The organism is Flavobacterium aquidurense (genome assembly GCF_001404985.1).
Classification (GTDB): Bacteria; Bacteroidota; Bacteroidia; order Flavobacteriales; family Flavobacteriaceae; genus Flavobacterium; species Flavobacterium aquidurense_B.
The window spans coordinates 444,731-468,485 of the sequence record NZ_JRLF01000009.1; the positions used below are offsets into that span (position 1 = coordinate 444,731).

At 34.3% G+C, this 23,755-nt stretch carries 22 protein-coding genes; 16 read left to right on the top strand and 6 right to left on the bottom strand.

Annotated features, from left to right (window positions below):
• Positions 1 to 175 precede the first annotated feature (175 nt).
• The 4 genes from RC62_RS07950 to RC62_RS07965 are packed head-to-tail and all read left to right on the top strand — an operon-like array spanning position 176 to position 4,878.
• On the top strand, positions 176 to 1,705 hold the full coding sequence (locus RC62_RS07950) for a carbon-nitrogen hydrolase family protein (RefSeq protein ID WP_055094542.1): 1,530 nt from the start codon (positions 176 to 178) through the stop codon (positions 1,703 to 1,705).
• Complete coding sequence (locus RC62_RS07955; protein ID WP_055094280.1) at positions 1,702 to 2,049, top strand: hypothetical protein; 348 nt, start codon at positions 1,702 to 1,704, stop codon at positions 2,047 to 2,049. Before RC62_RS07950 ends, RC62_RS07955 begins: the two co-directional genes overlap by 4 nt.
• Positions 2,050 to 2,055: 6 nt before the next feature.
• Positions 2,056 to 4,449, top strand: a complete 2,394-nt coding sequence (locus tag RC62_RS07960) for a M28 family peptidase (RefSeq protein ID WP_082421241.1) — start codon at positions 2,056 to 2,058, stop codon at positions 4,447 to 4,449.
• Between the two features lie 9 nt (positions 4,450 to 4,458).
• Positions 4,459 to 4,878, top strand: a complete 420-nt coding sequence (locus RC62_RS07965; protein ID WP_055094284.1) for an SRPBCC family protein — start codon at positions 4,459 to 4,461, stop codon at positions 4,876 to 4,878.
• A 135-nt stretch (positions 4,879 to 5,013) separates the two neighbouring features.
• On the opposite strand, the gene RC62_RS07970 is transcribed toward RC62_RS07965, so the two are convergent.
• A complete protein-coding gene (locus tag RC62_RS07970; protein WP_055094286.1) occupies positions 5,014 to 5,409 on the bottom strand; it encodes a rhodanese-like domain-containing protein in 396 nt (131 codons plus the stop codon).
• A 144-nt stretch (positions 5,410 to 5,553) separates the two neighbouring features.
• Here RC62_RS07970 and RC62_RS07975 point away from each other — a divergent pair, with 144 nt between their 5' ends.
• From RC62_RS07975 to RC62_RS08020, 10 genes are all read left to right on the top strand, one after another.
• The gene (locus RC62_RS07975) at positions 5,554 to 6,456 is read left to right on the top strand and encodes a LysR family transcriptional regulator (protein WP_055094288.1); all 903 of its coding nucleotides are present in this window, start codon (positions 5,554 to 5,556) and stop codon (positions 6,454 to 6,456) included.
• Positions 6,441 to 6,890, top strand: coding sequence for a GNAT family N-acetyltransferase (locus RC62_RS07980; protein WP_055094289.1), 450 nt, complete (start codon positions 6,441 to 6,443; stop codon positions 6,888 to 6,890). The genes RC62_RS07975 and RC62_RS07980 overlap by 16 nt, the downstream gene beginning before the upstream one ends.
• A 207-nt stretch (positions 6,891 to 7,097) precedes the next feature.
• Complete coding sequence (locus tag RC62_RS07985; protein ID WP_055094292.1) at positions 7,098 to 7,922, top strand: SDR family oxidoreductase; 825 nt, start codon at positions 7,098 to 7,100, stop codon at positions 7,920 to 7,922.
• Between the two features lie 144 nt (positions 7,923 to 8,066).
• Complete coding sequence (locus RC62_RS07990) at positions 8,067 to 8,543, top strand: methylated-DNA--[protein]-cysteine S-methyltransferase (RefSeq protein ID WP_055094294.1); 477 nt, start codon at positions 8,067 to 8,069, stop codon at positions 8,541 to 8,543.
• Positions 8,544 to 8,665: 122 nt separating this feature from the next.
• Positions 8,666 to 9,379 (top strand): 3'-5' exonuclease, encoded by a 714-nt coding sequence (locus tag RC62_RS07995; RefSeq protein ID WP_055094296.1) that lies wholly within the window; start codon positions 8,666 to 8,668, stop codon positions 9,377 to 9,379.
• A gap of 86 nt (positions 9,380 to 9,465) precedes the next feature.
• Complete coding sequence (locus tag RC62_RS08000; protein WP_055094298.1) at positions 9,466 to 10,539, top strand: winged helix DNA-binding domain-containing protein; 1,074 nt, start codon at positions 9,466 to 9,468, stop codon at positions 10,537 to 10,539.
• 290 nt (positions 10,540 to 10,829) lie between these two features.
• Positions 10,830 to 12,269, top strand: coding sequence for a nucleoside recognition domain-containing protein (locus tag RC62_RS08005; protein WP_055094301.1), 1,440 nt, complete (start codon positions 10,830 to 10,832; stop codon positions 12,267 to 12,269).
• A gap of 49 nt (positions 12,270 to 12,318) precedes the next feature.
• Complete coding sequence (locus RC62_RS08010; protein WP_055094303.1) at positions 12,319 to 13,035, top strand: hypothetical protein; 717 nt, start codon at positions 12,319 to 12,321, stop codon at positions 13,033 to 13,035.
• A 19-nt stretch (positions 13,036 to 13,054) separates the two neighbouring features.
• Positions 13,055 to 13,783 (top strand): hypothetical protein, encoded by a 729-nt coding sequence (locus RC62_RS08015; protein ID WP_055094304.1) that lies wholly within the window; start codon positions 13,055 to 13,057, stop codon positions 13,781 to 13,783.
• 72 nt (positions 13,784 to 13,855) lie between these two features.
• On the top strand, positions 13,856 to 15,460 hold the full coding sequence (locus RC62_RS08020; protein WP_055094306.1) for a fumarate hydratase: 1,605 nt from the start codon (positions 13,856 to 13,858) through the stop codon (positions 15,458 to 15,460).
• Between the two features lie 133 nt (positions 15,461 to 15,593).
• Here the strand turns inward: RC62_RS08020 and RC62_RS08025 are convergent, their stop codons facing one another.
• Both RC62_RS08025 and dinB read right to left on the bottom strand, forming a co-directional pair.
• Positions 15,594 to 16,088, bottom strand: a complete 495-nt coding sequence (locus RC62_RS08025) for a PAS domain-containing protein (protein WP_055094308.1) — start codon at positions 16,086 to 16,088, stop codon at positions 15,594 to 15,596.
• 100 nt (positions 16,089 to 16,188) lie between these two features.
• Positions 16,189 to 17,271, bottom strand: coding sequence for a DNA polymerase IV (gene dinB, locus RC62_RS08030; RefSeq protein ID WP_055094310.1), 1,083 nt, complete (start codon positions 17,269 to 17,271; stop codon positions 16,189 to 16,191).
• Between the two features lie 138 nt (positions 17,272 to 17,409).
• On the opposite strand from dinB, the gene RC62_RS08035 reads away from it, so the two are divergent.
• Both RC62_RS08035 and RC62_RS08040 read left to right on the top strand, forming a co-directional pair.
• On the top strand, positions 17,410 to 18,144 hold the full coding sequence (locus RC62_RS08035) for a metallophosphoesterase family protein (protein WP_055094312.1): 735 nt from the start codon (positions 17,410 to 17,412) through the stop codon (positions 18,142 to 18,144).
• Between the two features lie 48 nt (positions 18,145 to 18,192).
• Positions 18,193 to 18,720 (top strand): DUF6646 family protein, encoded by a 528-nt coding sequence (locus RC62_RS08040; RefSeq protein WP_055094314.1) that lies wholly within the window; start codon positions 18,193 to 18,195, stop codon positions 18,718 to 18,720.
• A 76-nt stretch (positions 18,721 to 18,796) separates the two neighbouring features.
• On the opposite strand, the gene RC62_RS08045 is transcribed toward RC62_RS08040, so the two are convergent.
• The 3 genes from RC62_RS08045 to RC62_RS08055 form a co-directional block, all read right to left on the bottom strand.
• Positions 18,797 to 21,580, bottom strand: coding sequence for a M4 family metallopeptidase (locus RC62_RS08045; protein WP_055094316.1), 2,784 nt, complete (start codon positions 21,578 to 21,580; stop codon positions 18,797 to 18,799).
• Positions 21,581 to 21,948: 368 nt separating this feature from the next.
• Entirely contained in the window at positions 21,949 to 22,602 is a 654-nt protein-coding gene (locus RC62_RS08050; protein ID WP_055094318.1) for a 3-oxoacid CoA-transferase subunit B, read from the bottom strand.
• Positions 22,603 to 22,828: 226 nt separating this feature from the next.
• Positions 22,829 to 23,530 (bottom strand): CoA transferase subunit A, encoded by a 702-nt coding sequence (locus tag RC62_RS08055; RefSeq protein ID WP_055094320.1) that lies wholly within the window; start codon positions 23,528 to 23,530, stop codon positions 22,829 to 22,831.
• Positions 23,531 to 23,755: the final 225 nt, after the last annotated feature.

Consider the following 23,755-nt stretch of genomic DNA (forward strand, 5'->3'; position numbering starts at 1 on the left):
GCATATAATATTTAAATGTTCGTGTAAAGAATTCGTTTATCAAATTCAACAGGACAAAGATGCGACAGGTTCTAAAAATTAATCGGTTGTAAACTAATTACTTTCGGTTGTAACTATTTGTAAGCGTTTGTAAATGGAAACTTTTTTTTGTATATTTAACAGAAATCATACTACAATGCAAACAAAAATCAATAAAGTTGAATTAAGAAATTTAGAATTCGACGACTATCAGCAGTTAAAAAATTCAATGGTTGAATCGTATCCTGAAATGGCCAATTCATACTGGAGATCTAATGACATAAAAAAATTACTATCAATATTTCCTGAAGGTCAGCTTGTTATATTAGTTGACGGTGTAGTAGTAGGATCAGCATTATCACTAATTGTCGATGAAAAATTAGTAGATAAAAGACACAACTACAGACAAATTATTGGCGATTATACTTTCTCAACTCATAACCCAGACGGGGAAATATTGTACGGTATAGACGTTTTTATCCACCCTAATTATCGTGGCTTACGTTTAGGCCGTCGTTTATATGATACACGTAAAGAACTTTGCGAGCAACTAAATCTAAAGGCAATTGTTTTTGCAGGAAGAATTCCAAATTATTCTCAACATGCAAAAAAGATGACTCCAAAAGTTTATATCGATAAAGTAAAACATAAAGAACTACATGATCCTGTACTTTCATTTCAGTTAAGCAATGATTTTCACGTATTACGAATCATCAAAAACTACCTGGAAGGTGACGAAGAATCAAAGGAATTCGCCGTGCTTTTAGAATGGAATAATGTTTATTACGACGAAAGCCCTAAACTAATCAATCTTGAAAAAAGTGTTATTCGTTTAGGATTGGTGCAATGGCAAATGCGTCAGTTGAATAATCTGGAAGAGTTTTTTGAGCAATCAGAATTTTTTATCGATGTAGTTTCTGGCTATGGTTCTGATTTCGCATTATTTCCGGAATTATTTATTGCGCCGTTAATGGCAGATTACAATCATTTATCTGAAGCCGAAGCCATTCGTGAACTTGCCAGATATTCTGACCCAATCAGGAAACGTTTCCAGGAATTTGCAATCTCTTACAACATTAATATCATTACCGGAAGTATGCCGCTTTTAGAAAATGGTAACTTATACAATGTAGGCTTTTTATGCAAGAGAGACGGAACATCAGAAATGTATACCAAAATTCACGTTACACCAAACGAAGTACAGCATTGGGGAATGAAAGGCGGATCACAATTTAAAACCTTTGATACGGATTGCGGAAAAATTGGAATCCTGATTTGTTACGATGTTGAGTTTCCGGAACTTTCCCGAATTTTGGCTAATGAAGGAATGAATATTTTATTTGTTCCGTTTTTAACAGATACTCAAAATGCGTATACAAGAGTAAAACACTGTTCACAGGCGCGTGCGATAGAAAACGAATGTTATGTTGCTATTGCCGGTTGTGTTGGTAACTTGCCAAAAGTAAACAATATGGATATTCAATATGCTCAGGCATCTGTATTTACTCCATCAGATTTTGCTTTTCCTAGTAATGGCATAAAAGCCGAAGCAACTCCAAATACAGAGATGACTTTGATAGTCGATGTCGATTTGAACTTACTTAAACAGCTTCACGAACACGGAAGTGTCAGAATCTTAAAAGATCGTCGTACTGATTTGTATGAGATCAAAAAGATCGAGCCATGAAAGCCTGTCTTGAATGTTCTGAAAAAATAGTTGGCCGTGAAGACAAAAAATTCTGTTCAGATAGTTGTAGAAACGCTTACAACAATAAAATAAATAAAGATAGTAACAATTTCATGAGGAATGTAAACAACAAATTACGAAAAAATTACCGTATTTTGTCTGAATTAAATACTGATGGAAAATCTAGAGCAACAAGAGATAAAATGATCAATAAAGGTTTTGATTTCGATTTCTTTACCAATATCTTGCAAACCAAAACAGGAAATACCTACTATTTCTTGTATGATCAAGGATATCGCTCTTTGGACAATGATTATTTTATGCTTGTTAAAAAAGAAATATAGTACGTAATGAAGAAAAACCCCACCTCAATTCTGGCCATAGTCTGCGTTTTAGCAATTCTTGGTATCATTTACGCCTCGATGATGCCACAATGGATTTCGAAAGATGAAGAAGCTCTCGCTGAATTTTCTACCGAAAGAGCGCTGAATCAAGTCGAAATTATTGCTCAAAAACCACACTATGTTGGTTCAACCAATCACGAACTGGTTGCAAATTATCTAAAGCTTGAACTTAACAGAATTGGATTAGAAACTTCTGTTCAGGAAGGTTTTACTCTTAACGACAAAGGTCTTTTAGTAAAATCTAAAAACATACTGGCCCGAATAAAGGGAACAAACAATTCAAAAGCGCTATTATTATTATCACATTATGACAGTGCCCCGCATTCATTTTCTAAAGGCGCAAGCGACGATGCCTCAGGAGTAGCAACAATATTAGAAGGAATTCGTGCTTTTTTATACGCGAAGCAACCACATAAAAATGACATCATTATACTTTTTTCTGATGCCGAAGAATTGGGTTTAAATGGAGCTGCGCTTTTTGTAAACAAACATCCCTGGGCAAAAGAAGTTGGTCTGGTCATTAATTTTGAAGCAAGAGGTTCTTCAGGACCAAGTTACATGCTGATGGAAACCAACAAAGGCAATGAAGCACTGGTAAAAGAATTTTCTAATGCAAAAACTAAATATCCGGTTTCAAACTCGTTGATGTACAGCATCTACAAAATGCTGCCCAATGATACTGATCTAACCGTTTTTAGACAACAAGGAAATATACAAGGATTTAATTTTGCCTTTATCGACGGGCACTACAATTACCACACACAACAAGACGATGTTCAGCATTTAAGCAAAACAACTCTTGCACATCAGGGAACTTATCTGATGCCATTGTTAAAATATTTTTCGAATGTAGACTTAAATGCCACCAATTCAACTGAAGACGATGTTTATTTTAGTGCTCCTTTCTCGTTTATAAGTTACCCGTTTAGCTGGGTTTTTCCAATGACCATTATAGCTTTGGGGTTATTGATTCTTTTTATCTTTATAGGAAAAGCCAAACGTGTCATTACTTTCAGGGAAATTTTCAGAGGATTTGTTCCGCTTTTGGGTTCAATTGCAATTTCTGGATTAGTTACTTTTTTAGGCTGGAAAATTATATTAGAAATATATCCCCAATACTCAGATCTTCTTAATGGGTTTACTTATAACGGACATGGTTATATTGGTGCTTTTGTAACGCTGAGTATTGCTATCTCTTTTGCTTTTTATCATCATTTTTCAGAAGCAAAAATTACAATGAATCACTTTGTAGCGCCTTTGTTACTCTGGATAATTATAAATGCATTTTTAGCAAATAGCTTAACCGGAGCAGGTTTCCTTATTATTCCGGTTTATTTTGGAATTCTGTTATTCGGAATTTTTGTTCTTACCCAACATTACAGTTTAGGTATTAATTTGTTATTTAGCATACCCGCTTTGGCCATTGTAGCGCCGTTTATTGTAATGTTCCCGATAGGTTTGGGACTTAAAATTCTTTATGGCAGTGCCATTCTCACTGTTCTTCTTTTTGGATTATTGTTGCCAATTTTTGGGGCTTTCTTTAAAAAAGGAGTCTGGACCATGCTTTTCTTTGCTGTATCTATAGGATTTTTTATCTACGCAGGGTATCATTCCGGTTACGAACACGGAAAAGCAAAATCAAACAGTTTGTTATATATTTATAATGCAAACACGAAATCTGCTGTTTGGGCAACTTACGACGTAAATTTAGACGAATGGACTAAAACTTATTTAGGAGAAAAAAATCAAAAAGCAGTGGGTTTAAATGCTCTTCCGCTGGCAAGTAAATATAATTCTGGTTTTACATACAGTGCCATTGCACCTGTTGTAGAGGTTCCAAAACCAACAATTGCTTTCTTAAAAGACAGCGTTGTAGGCAATAACCGATATCTAAAGATTAAAATCACGCCTAATAGAAAGGTGAACCGTTATGATATTTATGCCAACCCAAAAATGACCTTCTATAATTTTAAAGCCAATGGAGTTGCAACTTCAGACCAAAAAGGAAATAGGTTAGATCGTGACGGAAGTAAAATTATATGTTATTATGTAGTGGGCAACGAACCTCTAGTAATGGATTTTTACATTAACAAATCGTCTATTTTTGACATGGATCTAATAGAAAGTTCTTTTGATTTAATGACAAATCCGCTGTTCCAGATAAAACCAAGAAGCGACTGGATGATGCCAACTCCTTTTGTCTTAAATGATGCGGTTTTAATTCAGCAAAAAATTCAAAGATATACGGCTCCGGCAGCTACTCTTGCACCTGCAACAGCGGTAAAAGACAGCACTGTTGTTGCAAAAGACAGTTTAAAACCTATTGTAAAACCACAATAAACGCTTGTTATGGCAACAAATATTTCAACAATCTATCTTGATGCAACAATAGAAAAAGTTTGGAACACATTGACAAAGCCAGAATTAGTCAAACAATGGCAATATGGAAGTGATTTAATTACAGATTGGAAAATTGGTAACAAAATCAGATTTAAAAACGAATGGGAAGGTCAGGTTTTTGAACAATGGGGAACTATTTTGGATGTTGTTACGAATAAGAAAATCAAATACTCTCTATTTTTCCCAAGACCGGAACTAGAAGATAAACCGGAGAATTACTTTATAATGAGTTATATTTTATCTGAAGAAAATGAGAAAATAAAACTTGAAATCATTCAGGAAGACAATCGTCCAGGTGCAGTTCAGGAAGAACCGCAAGGCGAAGAAAATCCAATTCTTCAAGGTCTAAAAGCTTTAATCGAATCTTAAAATTAGGTTCAAAGAATTAAAGGCACAGAGGCACAAAGGTTTAAAAAAGCGCTATTTTTCATAGTCCTTTTAGTTTTTTAGAATACCTTAGAAACCTTTGAACCTTTTCAACTTTGAGCCTTTGTACCTAGAAAATTAACAAGCACATTCGATTTTTAAACCTGATTGTTTTCCTTTTGTACCTGCTGTGGCATATCCGTCAAACTTCCACCACTCGATTCCTCCTATTAATTCTTTGACCTTAAATCCTAGTTTTGCCATATTCAAGGCTCCTTTTGTCGACGCATTGCAGCCAATTCCGTCGCAATATGTAACATACAAAACTTCTGTATCTAAATGTTTGGTGCTTTCAACCGTCATTTCGCGATGCGGAATATTTATTGCTCCGGGAATATGCTCTGCTTCGTAACCAAAAGCTTTTCTTGCATCCAACGCGATTACTTTTTCTCCGTTATTCAGGGCATCAAACAAATCAGAAGGATCTATTTCGAATGCCAGTTTGTTTTCATAATGTTTAATTTGATCTTCCATCTTTAGTGCTTTTATATTTTGTTTTTTCAAAAGTAATCGAAGCAAATTCTTTATAAAAACGAAAAGAATTCATCAAGTTGATTACTTTATTTCATAGAAAACCCATTCTAAAATTTTGTTCCTTTGTATACTAACTCTCAAAAGATGGAAATACGTCATTTACGATTAATAAAAGCAATTGTTGAAGAAGGAAGCATCACTAAAGCGATAGACAAATTGCATTTGACACAATCAGCCTTGAGCCATCAACTTAAGGAAGCTGAATATCAATTGGGAACTGCCATATTTTTAAGAACCAATAAAAAACTGGTTTTGACCAATGCGGGAGAAAAAATCTATGAACTCGCTAATGAAATTCTGGAAAAACTCTCGCAAACCCAATCCCAAATCAAGCAAATGGTTTATGGCGAATATGGCGAAATCAGGATTAGTACTGAATGTTTTTCGAGTTATCACTGGTTGCCTCAGGTTTTAAAACAATTTCACCTTTTATATCCCAATGTAGATTTAAAAATTGTAACCGAAGCGACTCATATTCCGTTACAAAAATTACTTGAAAATGTAATTGATATTGCAATTATCAGCGATCAGATCAAAGACAATAATATTAAATATATCGAACTTTTCCAGGATGAAGTCGTTATGGCTGTTTCTGAAAATCATGCGTGGGCAAATAAAAAGTATGTTCTTCCTGAAGATTTTGTCAACGAACATTTACTGATTCATTCCCTTCCTATGGAAACCGTTACGATTCATCAATTTTTTCTGGCTCCAGCCAAAGTAACTCCCAAAAAGATTACACCGCTCCCATTAACAGAAGCTTCTCTGGAGATGGTTAAAGCCGATATGGGCGTTATGTCGATGGCAAAATGGGCATTATTACCCCATTTAAAAAACAGCCCGATAAAAGCCATTAAAATTGGGAAGAATGGTTTGAAAAGAAAACACTTTATCGCGATTCGTGAAAACCAGCAATATCCCGACTATTTTTATCACTTTATCACCTTTTTACAAAACGAAATAAATCTGCAATGGAATATTCAATAAGAAATTGCGAATTATCAGATATCCCAAAACTGATTGTTTTATGTCAAAAACATGCTGAATTTGAGAAAGCTGATTTTTCTTCAAACGGAAAAGAGGAAAAACTAAAAGAAGCTTTGTTTCATGAGAATCCAAAATTATTCTGTTTAGTTGTAGCTACAAAAGAAACTATTGTTGGTTATGTTTCCTACACTTTTGATTTTTCGACTTGGGATGCTGCAACTTTTATGTATATGGATTGTTTATTTCTCGAGCCAGAAGCCAGAAGTTTTGGCATTGGAGAAGTTTTAATAGACAAACTAAAACAAATCGCAATTGAAAAAAACTGTATCCACATACAATGGCAAACACCACAATTTAACGAAAGAGCAATAAAATTCTACAACAGAATTCACGGAAAAGGAAAAGATAAAGTTCGATTTACATTAGATTTGTAATGTAATTGAAAGCTAAAGTTATTTAATACTATAAATTGAATAGTGTCCAGCTTTAGCTGGATGCAAAATATAGTTACGGAAAAAGGCTTTAAGATTAATTTGACTAAAGCCCTTTTTCTCTTTAAATCATATTTCTCCAGCTAAAGCTGGAGGATATTCAAAAATACTTTGAACCTTTGTAACTTTGCTCTTCTGAACCTCAAAAAAATGACACAAATAAGCATATTAGGCTGCGGATGGCTGGGTTTGCCGTTAGCAAAAAAACTAATCAAAAAAGGATTTTCGGTAAACGGATCTACAACTTCTGAAAATAAACTTTCTGTTTTAGAAGAAGCCGGAATAAATCCGTTTTTGGTCGCGCTTGAAAGCGAAAGTGTTTCAGAAAGTATCAATGATTTTTTAGCGAAATCTGAAATCTTAATAATTGATATTCCGCCTAAATTACGAGGAAGTAATGCTGATTCTTCATATCTTTCCAGAAAAATCTTTGTTGAAAAAATACAAAATCTGATTCCATTTGTAGAAAAATCAACAATAAAGAATATTCTTTTTGTGAGTTCAACTTCTGTTTATGGAGATGAAAACGGAATTATTACCGAAGAAACAATCCCTAATCCGGAAACAGAAAGCGGCAAACAATTGCGTTTGGCGGAAACTCTTTTACAAAAAAATCAAAACTTCGAAACTACAATTTTACGCTTTGGAGGATTAATTGGCATAGATCGTCATCCCGTTACGTTCTTAGCAGGAAAAGAAAATCTAGAAAATCCGGATGCTCCAGTGAACTTAATTCATCAGGAAGATTGTATCAAAATCATTGAAGAAATCATCAATCGATCAAAATGGAATGAAGTTTTTAATGCCGTTGCACCTTTTCATCCCACAAGAGAGGAATACTACACGCAAAAAGCAAAAGAACAAAATCTGGTTTTACCGAAATTCAGCCTTGAAAAATCGAATATTAAAAAGGTTATCTCAAACGAAAAAATTACAAATAGTCTAGGCTATGAATTTAGGCTAGAAAATTACTAAAAGTCCACATTCTAGGCTGAGAGAAGTCGAAGCTCATGTTTTATAAGCCTTCAACTTCGCTGAGGGTGACAATCAGGTAAAAATTTAAATTACTTATATCGCTTATATGGTTTAAAAAACTTTACGAACTTTACAGTAAAATATATGGAAACAGTTTACATCAATTCGCCTTTAGGAATCACCAAAATTGTTGGAGATGAAAATGGCGTTGCTGTAATTTCAGTTTCTGATGTTGGTACAAATGAAATTTCTGCTGAAATTCCGGAAGTTTTAAAAACTGCTGTTTTACAACTTCAGGAATACTTCGACAAAAAAAGAACCCATTTTGATTTTAAACTAAACCCAAAAGGTACTGAATTTCAGCAAAAAGTCTGGAAATCATTATTAGAAATTCCATATGGAAAAACGATAACCTACATGGATCAAACCAAAAAACTGGGCGACATAAAAGCGATTCGTGCCGTTGCATCTGCAAATGGTAAAAATCCGTTATGGATTGTAGTTCCATGTCATAGGGTTATTGGCACAAATGGTTCGTTAACAGGTTATGCAGGAGGATTATCCCGTAAAAAATGGTTAATCGATCATGAAAACCCAACAACTCAGCAGAGTTTGTTTTAAAATAAAAAAAGGATCACAAATTAACGAATTAAAAAAGTAAGTTTTTTCTTGTTTTAAAATTCATTTATGTACATTTATAACTCTAACAATCTTAATGTCTAAAGTTTAAGACGTCTAAAATAATGATTGAAAAAATAAATCTTAATAACATTTTGTTTCTCGATATAGAAACAGTTCCTGAAGAAGAAAACTTTAATTCGCTTGATGCTGAAATGCAATCTCTTTGGGATCATAAAACCCAATATCAGCGAAAAGATGATTTTACGCCGGAAGAGTTTTATGATCGCGCCGGAATTTGGGCAGAGTTTGGTAAAATCGTTTGTATTTCTGTTGGATATTTTACTATCAAAGGAGATATTCGAAATTTTCGTGTGACATCTTTCTTTGGAGATGAAAAAAAGATTTTAAAAGACTTCAATAATTTATTAAATAATCATTACAATCAGCCACAACATCTTTTGTGCGGACATAATGCTAAAGAATTTGATATTCCGTTTATTGCCAGAAGAATGATTATCAATCAAATTGCGATTCCGGACAAACTAAATTTATTTGGCAAAAAACCTTGGGAAATTCCGCATTTGGATACTTTAGAGTTATGGAAGTTTGGTGATTATAAACATTTTACGTCGCTAAAACTATTAACCAAAATCCTTGGAATCCCTTCTCCAAAAGGCGATATCGACGGAAGTCAGGTTGGACATGTTTATTATGTCGAAAAAGACATTGATCGAATCGTAACGTATTGCGAAAAAGATACAATTGCTGTAGCTCAGATTTTCCTGCGTTTACGTCGTGAAGATTTATTGATAGATGATGAGATTATTCATGTTTAAGAGGAAGGTACAAAGTTGCAAAGGCTCACAGGTACAAAGAATTAAATGAACTTATATAACTTTATATGGTTTAAATATTTTAAAGAATGACTCATCAGGAAATATCGCATTATCGTCTTGTTTCGCAGAAACTATATGAAACAAGTCCCAATTCTCCACAAGAAATTGTACACCATCTAGGTGCAATGCAGGCTCAGGATTATGCAATGGCAAAATGGGCGATTGGTTCACGTTGCGATTCGACTGAAAAAGAAATTGAAGAGGCTATAAATTCAGCGCAAATAATAAGAAGCCATATTCTTAGACCAACCTGGCATTTTGTTGCTGCCGATGATATTTACTGGATGTTGGATCTTTCTGCACCGCAAGTTAAACGTTTTACAATTTCGGCATTAAAGAAATATGGTTATGATGCTAAAAAATTAGATCAAACCAATGCTGAGATCGAAAAAATGTTAAGCGGAAATAATCATTTGACCCGCGATGAAATCATGCAGGAACTTAACATAAAGAAAACTTCGAGCGATGATTTTTTGAGTGCCGCCATTATGATGAATGCAGAATTGGACGGTTTGGTTTGTAATGGTAAAATGAAAGGCAAACAAATCACTTATTCTTTACTCGAAGAAAGGGTTTCTAAACCAAAAACCAAACTTACAAAAGAAGAGGCTTTAGCAAAATTAGCGCTTCGATATTTCACAAGTCATGGTCCTGCAACGCTACTTGACTTTTCGTGGTGGTCTGGTTTTCCACCAACTACCTGCAAATTGGCTATTATCGCAATTGAGTTGCAACTGGGTTCTGCAGAAATTGAGAACCAAATTTACTGGTTTAAAAAAGATTTTGCTGATGAAACCCACTTCCGCGAAAGCGTACATTTTCTTCCCGCTTTTGATGAGATTTTAATTTCGTATAAAACTCGTGAAGCATCTATTTTAACTGAACATCAATCTAAAGCTTTTACCAATAATGGAATCTTTAAACCGATAATTCTCGAAAATTCAAAAGTTATAGGAACCTGGAAACGGACAATTAAAAAGGATCATGCAAAAATAGAAACACACTTTTTTAGCGATACAGAAACCTCAAAAAAAGAAATTCTGTTTAAAGGAATTAAAGCTTTTGAAAACTATCTGGAAACCAAAATTGTTATTGATTAAATTGATTTGCGAATTTTTGTATGTCGCTCCAATGGAGCTATAAAAACGTGCGTACAAACATTTCTATAAATATATCGCCCTTCAAAAGCTTGAGAAAACTCTGTTAGGAGTGTCATGTTTATAGCAACAAATTAGATCTCACCTTTGTAGCCCATCGGGGTGGCATCTTAATTCAAAGAACAGTTTTGATCTTTACAAAATTTCGATTCTAAAAAACACTTCTTGTTTCAACAATAAAATCGTTATGCATTTTATCCCTAAATAATTACATTTACAAAAAAATTAGCATTATGGTATTAAGTAGATTTTGGTTAACGATTTTTATTTCTTCAATTCTTTTTATTGTTGTAAGTTTATTTACAGCCAATACTTATACCATTGACTCCGTTATAAATGGGAAGAAAGACGATCCTATTTTAGTCTCTGAAAAATACATCGACGAACTTCCTGCTTACATCAAAGACAGTATTAAAAAAGCACCGGATCAAAGCATGATTATTAATCGTGACACTCTGAATGCCGATACTACTTATGTTTATAAAAATAAAACTGTAAAAATTTTCAGCGGTCTTCAAAAATCTGATGGTTTATTGCCAACTTGTAAAAGTACTTTGGTCGACTTGATCTTACCGCTTATTGCATATTTAGCTTTTTTCTGTGGATTAATGGAGCTTTTAATCATTTCTGGGGCATCTGGCAAATTAGCTAAGGTATTGAGTCCGGTATTTGTAAAAGTATTTCCTAGTATTCCTGAAAATCATCCTTCAATATCCTACATGACGTTAAACTTTGCCGCTAATTTCCTTGGGTTGGATTCCGCTGCAACTCCATTTGGGCTTAAAGCCATGGAAAGTTTACAGGAAATAAACCCTGATAAAGATAAAGCCAGCGATGCCCAGATCATGTTTATGTGTCTTCATGCTTCAGGTCTGACCTTAATTGCCACTTCGATTATTGGATATCGCGCTGCGGCAAATGCCAGTAATCCTGCAGATGTGATGCTGCCATGTATCATTACATCATTCATTGGTACTATTGCAGCATTTTTGATTGTGGGGATCAAACAAAAAATCAATTTTAAAAGTGCTTCTCTTCTTATCGTCTTAATGGGATTAATTGCTGCGATTGTTGGCTTACTGATGTATGTAAATCATTTGGATTTGATTGGTAAAAATTACTTTACCTCTAACCTTTCAGGATTAATACTGATTGGAATTATTGCTTTTACATTGATTTTTGCCTTTAAAAATGAAAAGAAATTTATTGACGCTAATACTACGCCTTTTGACACATTTGTAGTTGGAGCCAATAATGGACTTAAAACTGGTGTTACTATTTTTCCTTATGTATTGGGAATGTTAGTAGCAATTTCTTTATTTAGAAATAGTGGGTTATTTGAAATTATCAGTAACGGAATCGCTTTTGTTTTCTCAAATATGGGAGTAAGTAAGGAAATAACAAATGCATTGCCTGTAGCTATGCTTCGCCCTTTTAGTTCTGCAGGATCTCGTGGTTTTTTAATTGATTCTATGAATACTTTTGGTGCAGATTCTTTGACAGCAAGATTAAGCAGCATTTTTCAGTGTAGCGCCGAAAGTACTTTTTATGTAATTGCAGTTTATTTTGGTTCTGTTAATATCAAAAATACCCGTTATGCGTTAGGTACAATGCTTTTGGTGGATTTAATTTGTGTGATTACGGCAATTTTCGTGGCGACGTGGTTTTTTTAAGCCAAACATTACGATTAGATTTATAATATAATGAATCAAAAAACCTACTATGTTTAAGAGATTTTTTAGTAAAAGAAAAGAAGTTGAAATTCCGGAAGAAATCAAATCTCAGGAAAAAAACCAACCTGTTGAAGAAGTTATCATTGAAAAAGTTGAAACTGAAGCAACAGAAACTGAAGCAGTTGAAAATAAAGAATTAGAGACTGAAGAAACGAAATTCGAACCTAATAAAATTGATTGGTTAATAAACGATTCTATTCTAACTTTTATTCCTCGTGAATTGTACATGCATTATTGGGATAGCGCTACTGAAAAAAATCTGCAGGATCCTTCGTGGCAAAATCAAGGTGTCTTTTTCTGGAATAATAATGAACCATTTGAGAGAAAGTCTTTGCCTGAGTTTTTTGAAAACTACGAAAAGAAGCTATTTGTTTTTAATGAAGTTCCGGATTATATTTCGTTGGTATCTGCAAAAGCAATTCCGTGGTTTGGAATGCCCGGAGAAGGAGACAAATTCTGTCTTCGATACGATGAAACTCCAATAACAATAGAAGAAGCCCATAAGCTGAACATCATAAATTATGTCAAAATCGTAGAATTAAATTATGACAATCTGGGAATTTTGAACGATCGCGACAATTATGCTTTTCTGTTCAATCCTAATGAAGTTCAATACCAAAATCAGCTTTTTTATTTAAATGGAGAAAAAATTTCGTTAGCCGAACTCTATCAAAAAAAGAAACTAATCGTTCTAGCTGTAGAATAAATAATACCAATTGCTAATTATGAAACCACAATACCTTTTTATTCTATGCCTTGTAATTGGTTGTCAAAAACCAAAACCTGTAAATCAAATAGTTGATAAACTTCCTGAAACTAAAACGGAGGCAGTTGAGGCAAAAGATAATTTCCTGAAAACAGATACTATTTCTATTGCTAATTATGGAGAAACCTCAAAAGACAATTATATTCTGGCGTATCTTTTAGAGCAAAAAGCCGATAAAGACAGTATTGTAACGGCAAAATATCAACTTGACTTTTATCAGAATAAAAATAAAACTACGACTTCAAAAATTACCATTAAAGGAGTTGACAAAGGATCTGAATGGTCTGCTATCTACGGATTAGGGACAGAAAGTGCCAAAAGCTCGCCTTTTATTCAGGTTAGTTTTGGATATCCGGCTTGCGGTTATAATCAAAGCCATTATTTGTATCATTTAAAAAACAACGATATACAACTGGTTTACGATTGGTACACCATGTCTGATAGTGGCTGGGGAAGTTGGGTCGAATTCGAAAATCCTTCGGCGAAAGCCAATCCTGAATCATTTTATTGCAAAACAGTTGCTTTTGAACCTGATGATAATGATGAAAATATGGGTACGGTAAAACACTCAGATTCGATGGTCTTTCGCTTAAGCGGAAATCGCTGGAAAAGTCAATTACTTTCTGCAAAAGACAAGACTTACTTTGAGAAAAAAATGAGTTTTGATGAGTTTCATAAACAAGAATAAAAACACCAGAAACATCGCTTATTCAAATTCTTTCTTAGGTAAATAATTTCTAACTTTGTCAAAAACAAAACAATGATTGATTTTATATACCAAGACCCTTATCCTATTTTAAAGGATGATACGCAGTACCGCAAAATTACTTCTGATTATGTAAAAGTGGAACAATTTGGAGATCGTGAAGTTTTAACCGTTGACCCAAAAGGTTTAGAATTATTGGCTGAAGAAGCACTTACAGATGTTTCTTTTATGTTAAGAACGACACATTTACAAAAACTTCGTAAAATTCTTGATGATCCTGAAGCTACAGATAATGATCGTTTTGTGGCTTATAATTTATTACAAAATGCTTCTGTTGCTGCCGAAGGTCAGTTACCAAGCTGCCAGGATACCGGAACAGCAATTGTAATGGCAAAAAAAGGGGAGAGTATTTTTACTGGTGTTGATGATGCGGAATGGTTGAGCAGAGGAATTTTTAATACCTATCAAAAACGTAATTTACGTTATTCTCAAATTGTTCCGATTTCGATGTTTGAAGAAAAAAATTCGGGATCGAATCTTCCGGCCCAAATTGACATTTATGCTAAAAAAGGAACTTCTTATGAGTTTTTATTTATGGCAAAAGGTGGAGGATCTGCGAATAAAACATACTTATACCAACAAACAAAATCATTATTGAATGAAAAATCCATGGATGCTTTCATTCGAGCAAAAATAAAAGATTTAGGAACTTCGGCTTGTCCTCCTTATCACCTGGCTCTAGTAATTGGAGGAACTTCTGCAGAAGCGAATTTGAGTGCTGTCAAAAAAGCATCTGCCGGATATTATGATCACCTGCCTACTTCAGGTAATATGTCTGGTCAGGCATTTCGTGATATAGAATGGGAAGCTAAAGTGCAGCAAATTTGCCAGGAAAGTGCTATTGGCGCTCAGTTTGGCGGAAAATACTTTACACATGACGTTCGTGTAATTCGTTTACCTCGTCATGCTGCATCTTGTCCGGTTGGATTAGGAGTTTCATGTTCTGCTGATAGAAATATAAAAGGAAAAATTAATAAAGACGGAATTTTTGTCGAACAATTAGAAGTAAATCCAAAACAATTTTTACCTGAAACAGCTCCACATTTAGAAGCACCTGTAGAAATTGACCTGAATATGCCAATGGCTGATATATTAGCTAAGTTGACACAATACCCAATTAAGACCCGTTTGAAATTGAACGGAACTGTGATTGTAGCGCGAGATATTGCACATGCAAAAATCATGGAATTACTTGAAGCTGGTAAACCAATGCCGGAATATTTTAAAAATCACCCCGTATATTATGCAGGTCCGGCAAAAACTCCGGAAGGAATGGCTTCAGGAAGTTTTGGACCAACAACTGCGGGACGTATGGATGTTTATGTGGATGAATTTCAAAAACATGGCGGAAGTATGATTATGCTGGCAAAAGGAAATCGTACCAAACAAGTAACGGATGCTTGTAATAAATATGGCGGATTCTATTTAGGTTCTATTGGAGGTCCGGCAGCAATTTTAGCTCAGGACAATATCCTAAAAGTTGAAGTTGTTGATTTTGAAGAATTAGGAATGGAAGCGGTTCGTAAAATCACCGTTAAAGATTTTCCTGCTTTTATCATTACGGATGATAAAGGAAATGATTTCTTCGAAAACTTATAAAAAGCTATAGCCACAAAGGCAAAAAGGCGCAAAGAAAATAATCTTTGCGCCTTTTTATATTAAAGTAAGTGTGATAATAAAAACTTTGTGTGTTAGTGTCTCGTGGCAAATCATTAAACTTTGCGGTTAAACCTTAAGCGACTTCTTTTTCGAAAGCAATAAAATGTGTTAATTGCCCTTTTAAGTTGAAAACGGGAGAACCATTAATTTTGCATTTATATGCCCGACCGTCTTTTCTATAATTTTGGATAGTTTTTTCAAAAGGAACTTGCAGCTTGATCGCTTCTCTAATCTCTTTTAAAACAGTTTTCGAGGTTTTAGGTCCTTGAAACATTTTTGGTGTTTTGCCTAATATTTCACATTCAGAGTAACCGGTCATTCTTTTTATTCCGTTTGAGGCGAAAACAATTTTCAACTCAAGATCTGTAACCAAAATGACTTCGTCTTTAATACGTTCTTCTATTTCAAGATTTTTTTCATTCCAGGTATATTGATTCGAAATCTTATTTACTCGCTTTAAATCGGCGAAAATGGCTTTCAGTTCATTTAAATATTCATAATGAAAATCCCATGCGAGGATAGGAACTGAATTGCGATGTAAAACATCATCAGAATTAGCTTTTTTCATTTGAAATAATTTAAGGATAATAGAATGCTTTACTCAAAGGTAGAACGAAAATTCATCATAAAATCAATTTTTCAGGTATTTAACGATTGTTTAATCGCAATTAGAAAGAAAATTTTAATTGTACAACTACTGCTTTTTTTTCTTCTGTATTTAGATTATTAAGAGAAATCCCAAGTAATCGAACAGAATCTTTCATGCGCTCCTGATATAATAATTCTTCTACTGTTTCGAGAATCAGACTTTTATCTGATATAAAATAAGGCAGTGTTTTACTACGGGTTTGTTGCGAAAAATCACTGTATTTAATTTTAAGGGTAACCGTTTTTCCTGAAATTTTATGCTTTTGCAATCGTCTTTCAAGAGATGTAGCAATTTTATCAAGTTGTTCTAACATGAAAATTTCAGATGACAGATTTACATCAAAAGTATGTTCTGCCGCAACTGATTTGGTTATGCGATGTGGCTTTACTTCACTGTTATGAATTCCGCGGACTACATTATAATAGAAAGCGCCCGATTTTCCGAAATGTTTCTCCAGAAATTCAACTGATTTACTTTTAAGATCAAAACCGGTAAAAACACCTAATTGATACATTTTTTCTGTTGTCACTTTACCTACTCCATAAAACTTTCTAATGGGTAAGTCTTCTAAAAAAGCTTCGATTTCATCCGGGTTTACCGTTTTTTGTCCGTTTGGTTTGTTGATATCGCTGGCAATCTTGGCTACAAATTTATTAACAGAAATTCCCGCCGAGGCAGAAATTCCGACCTCATTCAAAATTCTCAGTCTAATTTCCTGAGCAAGCAAACTCGCGCTTGGATTTCCTTTTTTATTCTGAGTAACATCAAGATAAGCCTCGTCAAGCGAAAGTGGCTCTACCAGATCTGTATATTCATGAAAGATTTTATGAATTTTACCCGAAATCTCTTTATAACGATCAAAACGCGGACGCACAAAAATAATATCGGGACAATATTTTTTAGCCAGAACGCCACTTATAGCGCTACGCACACCAAATTTACGGGCTTCGTAACTTGCCGCCGAAACTACTCCTCTATTCTCTGAACCGCCTACAGCAACAGGTTTGCCTCGTAAAGCAGGATTATCCATCTGCTCTACCGAGGCATAAAAAGCATCCATATCAATATGGATAATTTTTCGATATTTAGGAGTTTCAGACATTATGCAAATTTAAACAGTAAAGCAATAAAAAGAGCGCCGCAATAGTTATAAATAGTATCAATTTTTAAAGATTAACAACTAAATGATCTCAAACAAATCATTTTCTTTATTTTTGTAGGCTACACGAAAAAAACTAAAATGCGAACATTTGTTATAGGCGACATACACGGGGGATTACTCGCACTTGAACAAGTGTTGAAAAAAGCCGAAGTAACGACAAAAGACACTCTTATATTTTTAGGCGATTATGTTGACGGATGGAGCCAGTCTGCTGAAGTAATCGATTATTTAATTGATTTGAAAAGCAAGCAAAACTGCATTTGCATTAGAGGAAATCATGATCAGCTAGCACTGGATTGGTTAGAAAACAGACATGAGGATTTTGACGAAGAGATGTGGTATAAACATGGCGGACGTGCTACTGTTGAAGGATATGCTAAACTTTCTGTAGAGAAAAAGAAAACACATATTGCCTTTTTAGAATCTTTGCAGGATTATTACCTTGATGATGAAAACCGACTTTTTGTTCATGCAGGATTTACAAACTTAAGCGGTGTAATGTGGGAATATTTTCCAAAATTATTTTACTGGGACAGAACACTTTGGGAATCCGCACTTTCATTAGATCCCAATTTAAAACCTGATGATTTATATTATCCTAAACGTTTTACGATTTATAAAGAAATTTACATTGGCCACACTCCGGTTACCCGAATAGGAAAAACTGTTCCGGTTCAAAAAGCCTGTGTCTGGAATGTAGATACCGGTGCTGCTTTTAGAGGTCCTCTAACAATCATGAACGTCGATACCAAGGAATTCTGGCAAAGTGATCCGTTAAATGAATTGTATTTCAACGAAAAAGGTAGGAATTAATCTATAAAAAACTATTTTTGCATTTTAAAATAATTAATATTTAAGTTTATGAAAAAGGTAATTACACTTTTGTTTTTAGTATCATTTGGGTTCACGCAAGCACAACAAGCTTTTAAAGGCAAAGGAGATGTTAAGGTTAACGTTGGTGCTAATCTTCAAGATGGTGGTTCAGGAATTCAGGGTTCTGTTGATTTTGGTTTAGGAGAGAATTTCTCATTTGGTTTTGTTGCTAATTATTTATTAGGCGTAGATAACTTTAATGGTTTTTACCACAATAACCCAACTCCTTACAATGATTACAAACCGGAATTTCAGGATCGTTTTGATGCTAAAGCCAGAATTAATGCTAATTTAAGCAGTGTTATTGGTGTAGAGCAATTAGACGTTTACCCGGGTTTAAGTTTAGGACTGCATAATTTTGGTGGTCATGTAGGTGGTCGTTATTTCTTTACTGACGGATTTGGTGTTTTTACAGAAATTGGTTTTCCAATAGCAAAATATGGTAATAATGATGGTGTCTTCGATCATTTAAACAATCAGGCTACTTTTAGTTTAGGAGCTTCATTTAATTTGTAAGCACTTGCTGTTAATCATAAAAAAGCCTCGCAATTAAAATTGCGAGGCTTTTCATTTTTACTAATTCAAATTCAATTTATTTCTTAGCAAATTTCTTAACGATTCTTTTACTGCCGTTATTCAATTCGATAATATAAACTCCAGTATTTAATTTGCTCACATCAATAGGATTTCCGGAAAGTTCTCCAGTACTAATTTGTTGTCCAAGAGTATTTACAATTCTAAAAGTATATCCTGTGTTGTTCAAAAATGAAACATTTAGTTCATCTGCAACCGGATTTGGGTATAATGCAAAACTTGATGTTTCAGTGGTCTCAACTAATCCTGCCCCAATTTCCTGAGTTATAATTGCTCCTGAAGAAGTTATGTTTATAGAGTAATCCTCAACTTGTCCGTAAGAAAAAGCCTCACAAGATGTTGGGATTGCATTGTATTTCATAGAAACCCTAACTCTTGTTGTTCCAAGAGTTGCCGTAGCAGGAATTGTTATAGTCCCTGTTACCGGAGTTGTTGTTGATGCAGCTTTTGTCCATACAGTTTCACCTGAATCTGTAAAATCCCCATCTTGATTATAATCTATAAAAACAGCATATCCTTCGCTATAAACAGAAGATGTCCAACTTGGCGTAATTGTGATTGTATAAGCTGTTCCTGTGGTTGCATTGGTAGAAATAGAAGTATAATTTTCATAACCTGTTGTTCCGGTTGATGTATTATTAATTGTACCAAACACAACTTTACTAATTCTTTCATCTGCAGTACTATTACCCTGAGAAGTACAATATGCCAAACTTGCTGCAGTGGTAGTTACATTTACACTATTGCTTGAAGCAGAAAGGTTTCCTGCAGCATCTTTCGCTTTTACACTAAAAGTATAAGCAGTTAAAGCTGTCAATCCGGTTACCGTATAACTTGTTGTTGTAGACGAACCTTTTAAAGTTGTTCCCTGATATATGTTATATCCCGTAACTGCTACATTATCTGTAGAAGCAGTCCAGGTTAAATTTGTTGTTGATCCCGTTGTTCCTGAAGCTGCAAGTGAAGCTGGAGCCGTTGGGGCAACTGTATCAGTAGATCCTACGTATGCTGCACCAACACCTACAGCATAAAATGCATTAGTAGTTGCTATAACTTCTGCAGATCCTGCACCGTATAAATCTATGGCAGATTGTATACCTGAAGTTCTTGCATTTGCATATGTTGAATTTGCAGTTAAATAAACACTTTCTAAGCGGTAAGCAATTTTTGCTGCTTTGTCAATTGTAATACCAGTTACGTTATAAACGCTTCCAATATCATTTGTACCTGATTTACCAACAGATAAAATATAAAACCAGTGATTTAGAACTCCTGAATTAGTATGAACTCCACATTGATCGTTACTGCTTGTAGGGGTACAATTTACATTTACCCAATAAGTTCCGCCGTAAGTATCCGGTTGTCCTTCAGAATTTGGATCACTCATAGAACGCAAAGCAAGGTGACCGCTTCTTCTTTCGATGTCTTCTCCAACCAACCAAGTCGATTTTGTTGGTGCTGCACGATATTCGATACAAGCTCCCCAAATATCAGAGAAAGCTTCATTCATTGCTCCTGATTCTTTTTGATACGCTAAATTAGCAGTATAAGTACAAACAGCATGACCTATTTCGTGTCCGGCTACATCCATTGCGGTTAAAATATCAAATCCACCCGTTCCGGTGCCGTCACCATATGTCATAACACTACCATTCCAGAATGCATTATTATTATTTGGGTATCCAGCAGCTACAAGATTATAATGAACATAACTTTTAATTTTTGCTCCTGCATTGTCAAAGCTATTTCTACCGTGTACGGCTGACCAATAATCGTATGTCATTTCAGCGCCCCAATGTGCATCTAATGCACCATTGTCTTTGTTTGTATTATTATATTCAGCTGCTGTCCAGTTATTGTCAGCATCCGTAAAATTTGTTGTTGGATAAGTTGCTGTTCTGGCTGAGTTATAAGTCTGAACCCCATTACCACGTGTTACATCAGATAATATATAAGATGATCCGCTTAAACTTGTCTGAATGGTTTGCGTTCCGCTATAACGAGTTGCTGCATTTGCGGCAACAAAAGCTTTATTAGAACTTTCAATGTCTTTTTGATTTTTGGCTGTAGCCGAAATTAATCTGCCGTGACTATTTTCTCCAAGATGTTTTATAGTAGCGTTGTAATACAAAGCTGCTCCGGTTTGAGCATCAATATAAAGATCACCACGACTTAAGGGATTTGTAGCATAAATATCAAATTTATAAGCTAGTCGTACTTTATCACTTTTTCTCTCTTCACCTTGTTCTTCCATCGCAGGAAGTAAAACCAATTCTCCTTTTGGTTTCTCATAATTCATTGCAGCGGCATCTTCCGGTTTCTCCCATAAATACTCTTTTGCTCCAGTATAAGCAATAGCTTTGGCAAAAGCAGCCTGACTGGATAATTTAGGTGTTGTCTTAACATTAGCAAGAGCATAAAACTCTCCATTCATCGATGTTAATTTTCCGCCTTTTGAATGCAGTGTATAATTGGCAAATTCAACTTTAATACCTTGTTCGTATAACTGAAATTTTTCGTGTGTAAAACCTTCTTTATCAGATTCTATTTTGACTTTCGAAAAAGACTGGTTGTCTTTTAAGCCTAATTGTTCTTTAAAGACAGTATTGTAATCTGACCCTTTGTAGGTAGATTTTTCACTAAAAGTGATTAAACTTGGTTGTCCGTTTTCTGAAACATTTTTCTGACTCACCCTTTTGTCTGTGGTTTGGGCAAATCCGGCCACAGAAAATATAAGAATAACAGCGGTTGATGTCATAATCTTTGGTAATTTTCTTTTCATAATAAATTATTTTGAGTTTGGTTAAAGGATTACAAATAAAATATTTAATGTAAGTAAATACTTTATTTTGAGATAAAAGTATTTTATTTACGTCAGATTATCGATGATATTTGCCGTTAATCGATAAAATACAACATTTTTTATGTTAAATTCACTTTTATTTAACAAACCCTGAATAATTCATAAAAAAAGTGGCCTAAAAATAATTATACCTTTGATTTATAATGAATTAAATATTAAAAAACAGCTAACATCCTAATTTTACTGGAAAAAGAGACAAAAACTACCTTTAAATTATTCTTACAAAAAAAGGCTGACCTATTAAAAGTCAACCTAAATCTATTTTTAAACTAAAAGTAAGAATTTTATCAAATATCCATTTCCGGAATATCTCCTTCAATAATTAACTCAGCTTCTGTTGAGGCAATAATATGCTCGACAGAAACACCAGGCGCACGTTCTAAGAGTTTAAAACCGTTTTTAGTCACTTCAAGAACTGCAAGTTCTGTTACGACCTTTTTTACGCATCCTACACCCGTTAAAGGCAAAGTACATTTTTTTAATATCTTAGATTCTCCAGCTTTATTCACGTGCATCATAGCAACGATAATATTTTCTGCAGAAGCAACTAAATCCATGGCTCCTCCCATTCCCTTTACCATTTTACCCGGAATTTTCCAATTGGCAATATCCCCATTTTCAGAAACCTCCATAGCACCCAAAATCGTTAAATCTACTTTTTGGCTTCTAATCATTCCAAAGCTAAAAGCCGAATCAAAGAAACTAGCTCCCGGAAGTGTGGTAATAGTCTGCTTACCGGCATTGATAATATCAGCATCTTCTTCTCCTGCAAAAGGAAAAGGCCCCATTCCTAAAACGCCGTTTTCGCTTTGAAATTCAACTGCAATATCTTCTCTGACATAATTTGCAACCAAGGTGGGAATCCCTATACCCAGATTAACAAAATATCGGTCTTTTACTTCTTTCGCAATTCGTTTTGCAATATCTTCTTTTGTTAACATATTTCTTAATGTGTCAATTTGGAAATTAGATAATTAGATAATGCCAATCTTTGTACAATCTAACTTAACTTTCTAATTATCACGTTTTCTAATTATCTAATGTTTTTCTTTATGTAATAAATATTAATCACTTTATTATAAGCCATCTAAATAATTAAGTTTTTTTTTAAAAGCAACATTGTTACAGTATTGACTTAATTATCTAATTGACAAATTATCTCATTATCTAATTCCTTTGTCTAACTGTTCGTTGTTCAATTCTCTTCTCAAACTTTTCCCCCTGAAAAATGCGCTGCACCATAATTCCGGGAATATGAATTTGATTGGGATCTAAAGTTCCAACAGGTACTAATTCTTCAACTTCGGCAATAGTTATTTTTGCAGCTCCTGCCATACATGCATTAAAATTTCTGGCCGTTCCTTTAAAAATCAAATTTCCTGCTTCATCACCTTTCCAGGCTTTTACTATTGCAAAATCAGCTTTGAAGGCTTCCTCCATGATATGCATTTTTCCGTTAAATTCTCTAACTTCTTTTCCTTCTGCAACTTCTGTTCCGTAACCTGCAGGTGTAAAAAAAGCCGGAATTCCAGCTTGTGCTGCTCTACAACGTTCTGCTAATGTTCCTTGTGGAGTTAGTTCAACCTCCAGTTCTCCTGAAAGCATCTGACGCTCGAACTCTGCATTTTCACCCACATAAGATGAAATCATTTTTTTGATTTGTTTCTTCTGCAAAAGTAATCCTAAACCAAAATCATCAACACCCGCATTATTCGAAATACAAGTTAAATCAGAAATTGGCGTATTAACCAGTGCAGCTATAGTATTTTCAGGGATTCCGCACAATCCAAAACCACCAAACATAATAGTCATTCCGCCTTCTATTCCCTTTATGGCTTCCTGAACGTTATTTACTTTTTTTGTAATCATAAGAAATAGTCTTTATTACTGTATATTTTTGATAAAAATAAGATTTTTAGATTGAATTATAACGATTTCGTAAAAATAAAATCTCCTCCTTTATTCCTTTCATATAATTATTTCAAGATATAAACATAGGTTTTGAATAGTTTTAGAAGAAGCTCAAAAAGAAACATATTTCTTTTACATAGCAAATTAGCTGCATTTAAAGTATTACAAAAAAACATCCTTTTG

What these genes read in the sequence shown, in the direction of transcription:
- RC62_RS07950 (WP_055094542.1), top strand. Translation starts at nt 176, where the DNA reads ATGCAAACAAAAATCAATAAAGTTGAATTAAGAAATTTAGAATTCGAC.
- RC62_RS07990 (WP_055094294.1), top strand. Translation starts at nt 8,067, where the DNA reads ATGGAAACAGTTTACATCAATTCGCCTTTAGGAATCACCAAAATTGTT.
- RC62_RS07970 (WP_055094286.1), bottom strand. Translation starts at nt 5,409, where the DNA reads ATGGAAGATCAAATTAAACATTATGAAAACAAACTGGCATTCGAAATA.
- RC62_RS08010 (WP_055094303.1), top strand. Translation starts at nt 12,319, where the DNA reads ATGTTTAAGAGATTTTTTAGTAAAAGAAAAGAAGTTGAAATTCCGGAA.
- RC62_RS07955 (WP_055094280.1), top strand. Translation starts at nt 1,702, where the DNA reads ATGAAAGCCTGTCTTGAATGTTCTGAAAAAATAGTTGGCCGTGAAGAC.
- RC62_RS08020 (WP_055094306.1), top strand. Translation starts at nt 13,856, where the DNA reads ATGATTGATTTTATATACCAAGACCCTTATCCTATTTTAAAGGATGAT.
- RC62_RS07995 (WP_055094296.1), top strand. Translation starts at nt 8,666, where the DNA reads ATGATTGAAAAAATAAATCTTAATAACATTTTGTTTCTCGATATAGAA.
- RC62_RS07960 (WP_082421241.1), top strand. Translation starts at nt 2,056, where the DNA reads ATGAAGAAAAACCCCACCTCAATTCTGGCCATAGTCTGCGTTTTAGCA.
- RC62_RS08035 (WP_055094312.1), top strand. Translation starts at nt 17,410, where the DNA reads ATGCGAACATTTGTTATAGGCGACATACACGGGGGATTACTCGCACTT.
- dinB (WP_055094310.1), bottom strand. Translation starts at nt 17,271, where the DNA reads ATGTCTGAAACTCCTAAATATCGAAAAATTATCCATATTGATATGGAT.
- RC62_RS07985 (WP_055094292.1), top strand. Translation starts at nt 7,098, where the DNA reads ATGACACAAATAAGCATATTAGGCTGCGGATGGCTGGGTTTGCCGTTA.
- RC62_RS07980 (WP_055094289.1), top strand. Translation starts at nt 6,441, where the DNA reads ATGGAATATTCAATAAGAAATTGCGAATTATCAGATATCCCAAAACTG.
- RC62_RS08015 (WP_055094304.1), top strand. Translation starts at nt 13,055, where the DNA reads ATGAAACCACAATACCTTTTTATTCTATGCCTTGTAATTGGTTGTCAA.
- RC62_RS08055 (WP_055094320.1), bottom strand. Translation starts at nt 23,530, where the DNA reads ATGATTACAAAAAAAGTAAATAACGTTCAGGAAGCCATAAAGGGAATA.
- RC62_RS07965 (WP_055094284.1), top strand. Translation starts at nt 4,459, where the DNA reads ATGGCAACAAATATTTCAACAATCTATCTTGATGCAACAATAGAAAAA.
- RC62_RS08000 (WP_055094298.1), top strand. Translation starts at nt 9,466, where the DNA reads ATGACTCATCAGGAAATATCGCATTATCGTCTTGTTTCGCAGAAACTA.
- RC62_RS08040 (WP_055094314.1), top strand. Translation starts at nt 18,193, where the DNA reads ATGAAAAAGGTAATTACACTTTTGTTTTTAGTATCATTTGGGTTCACG.
- RC62_RS08025 (WP_055094308.1), bottom strand. Translation starts at nt 16,088, where the DNA reads ATGAAAAAAGCTAATTCTGATGATGTTTTACATCGCAATTCAGTTCCT.
- RC62_RS08005 (WP_055094301.1), top strand. Translation starts at nt 10,830, where the DNA reads ATGGTATTAAGTAGATTTTGGTTAACGATTTTTATTTCTTCAATTCTT.
- RC62_RS08045 (WP_055094316.1), bottom strand. Translation starts at nt 21,580, where the DNA reads ATGAAAAGAAAATTACCAAAGATTATGACATCAACCGCTGTTATTCTT.
- RC62_RS08050 (WP_055094318.1), bottom strand. Translation starts at nt 22,602, where the DNA reads ATGTTAACAAAAGAAGATATTGCAAAACGAATTGCGAAAGAAGTAAAA.
- RC62_RS07975 (WP_055094288.1), top strand. Translation starts at nt 5,554, where the DNA reads ATGGAAATACGTCATTTACGATTAATAAAAGCAATTGTTGAAGAAGGA.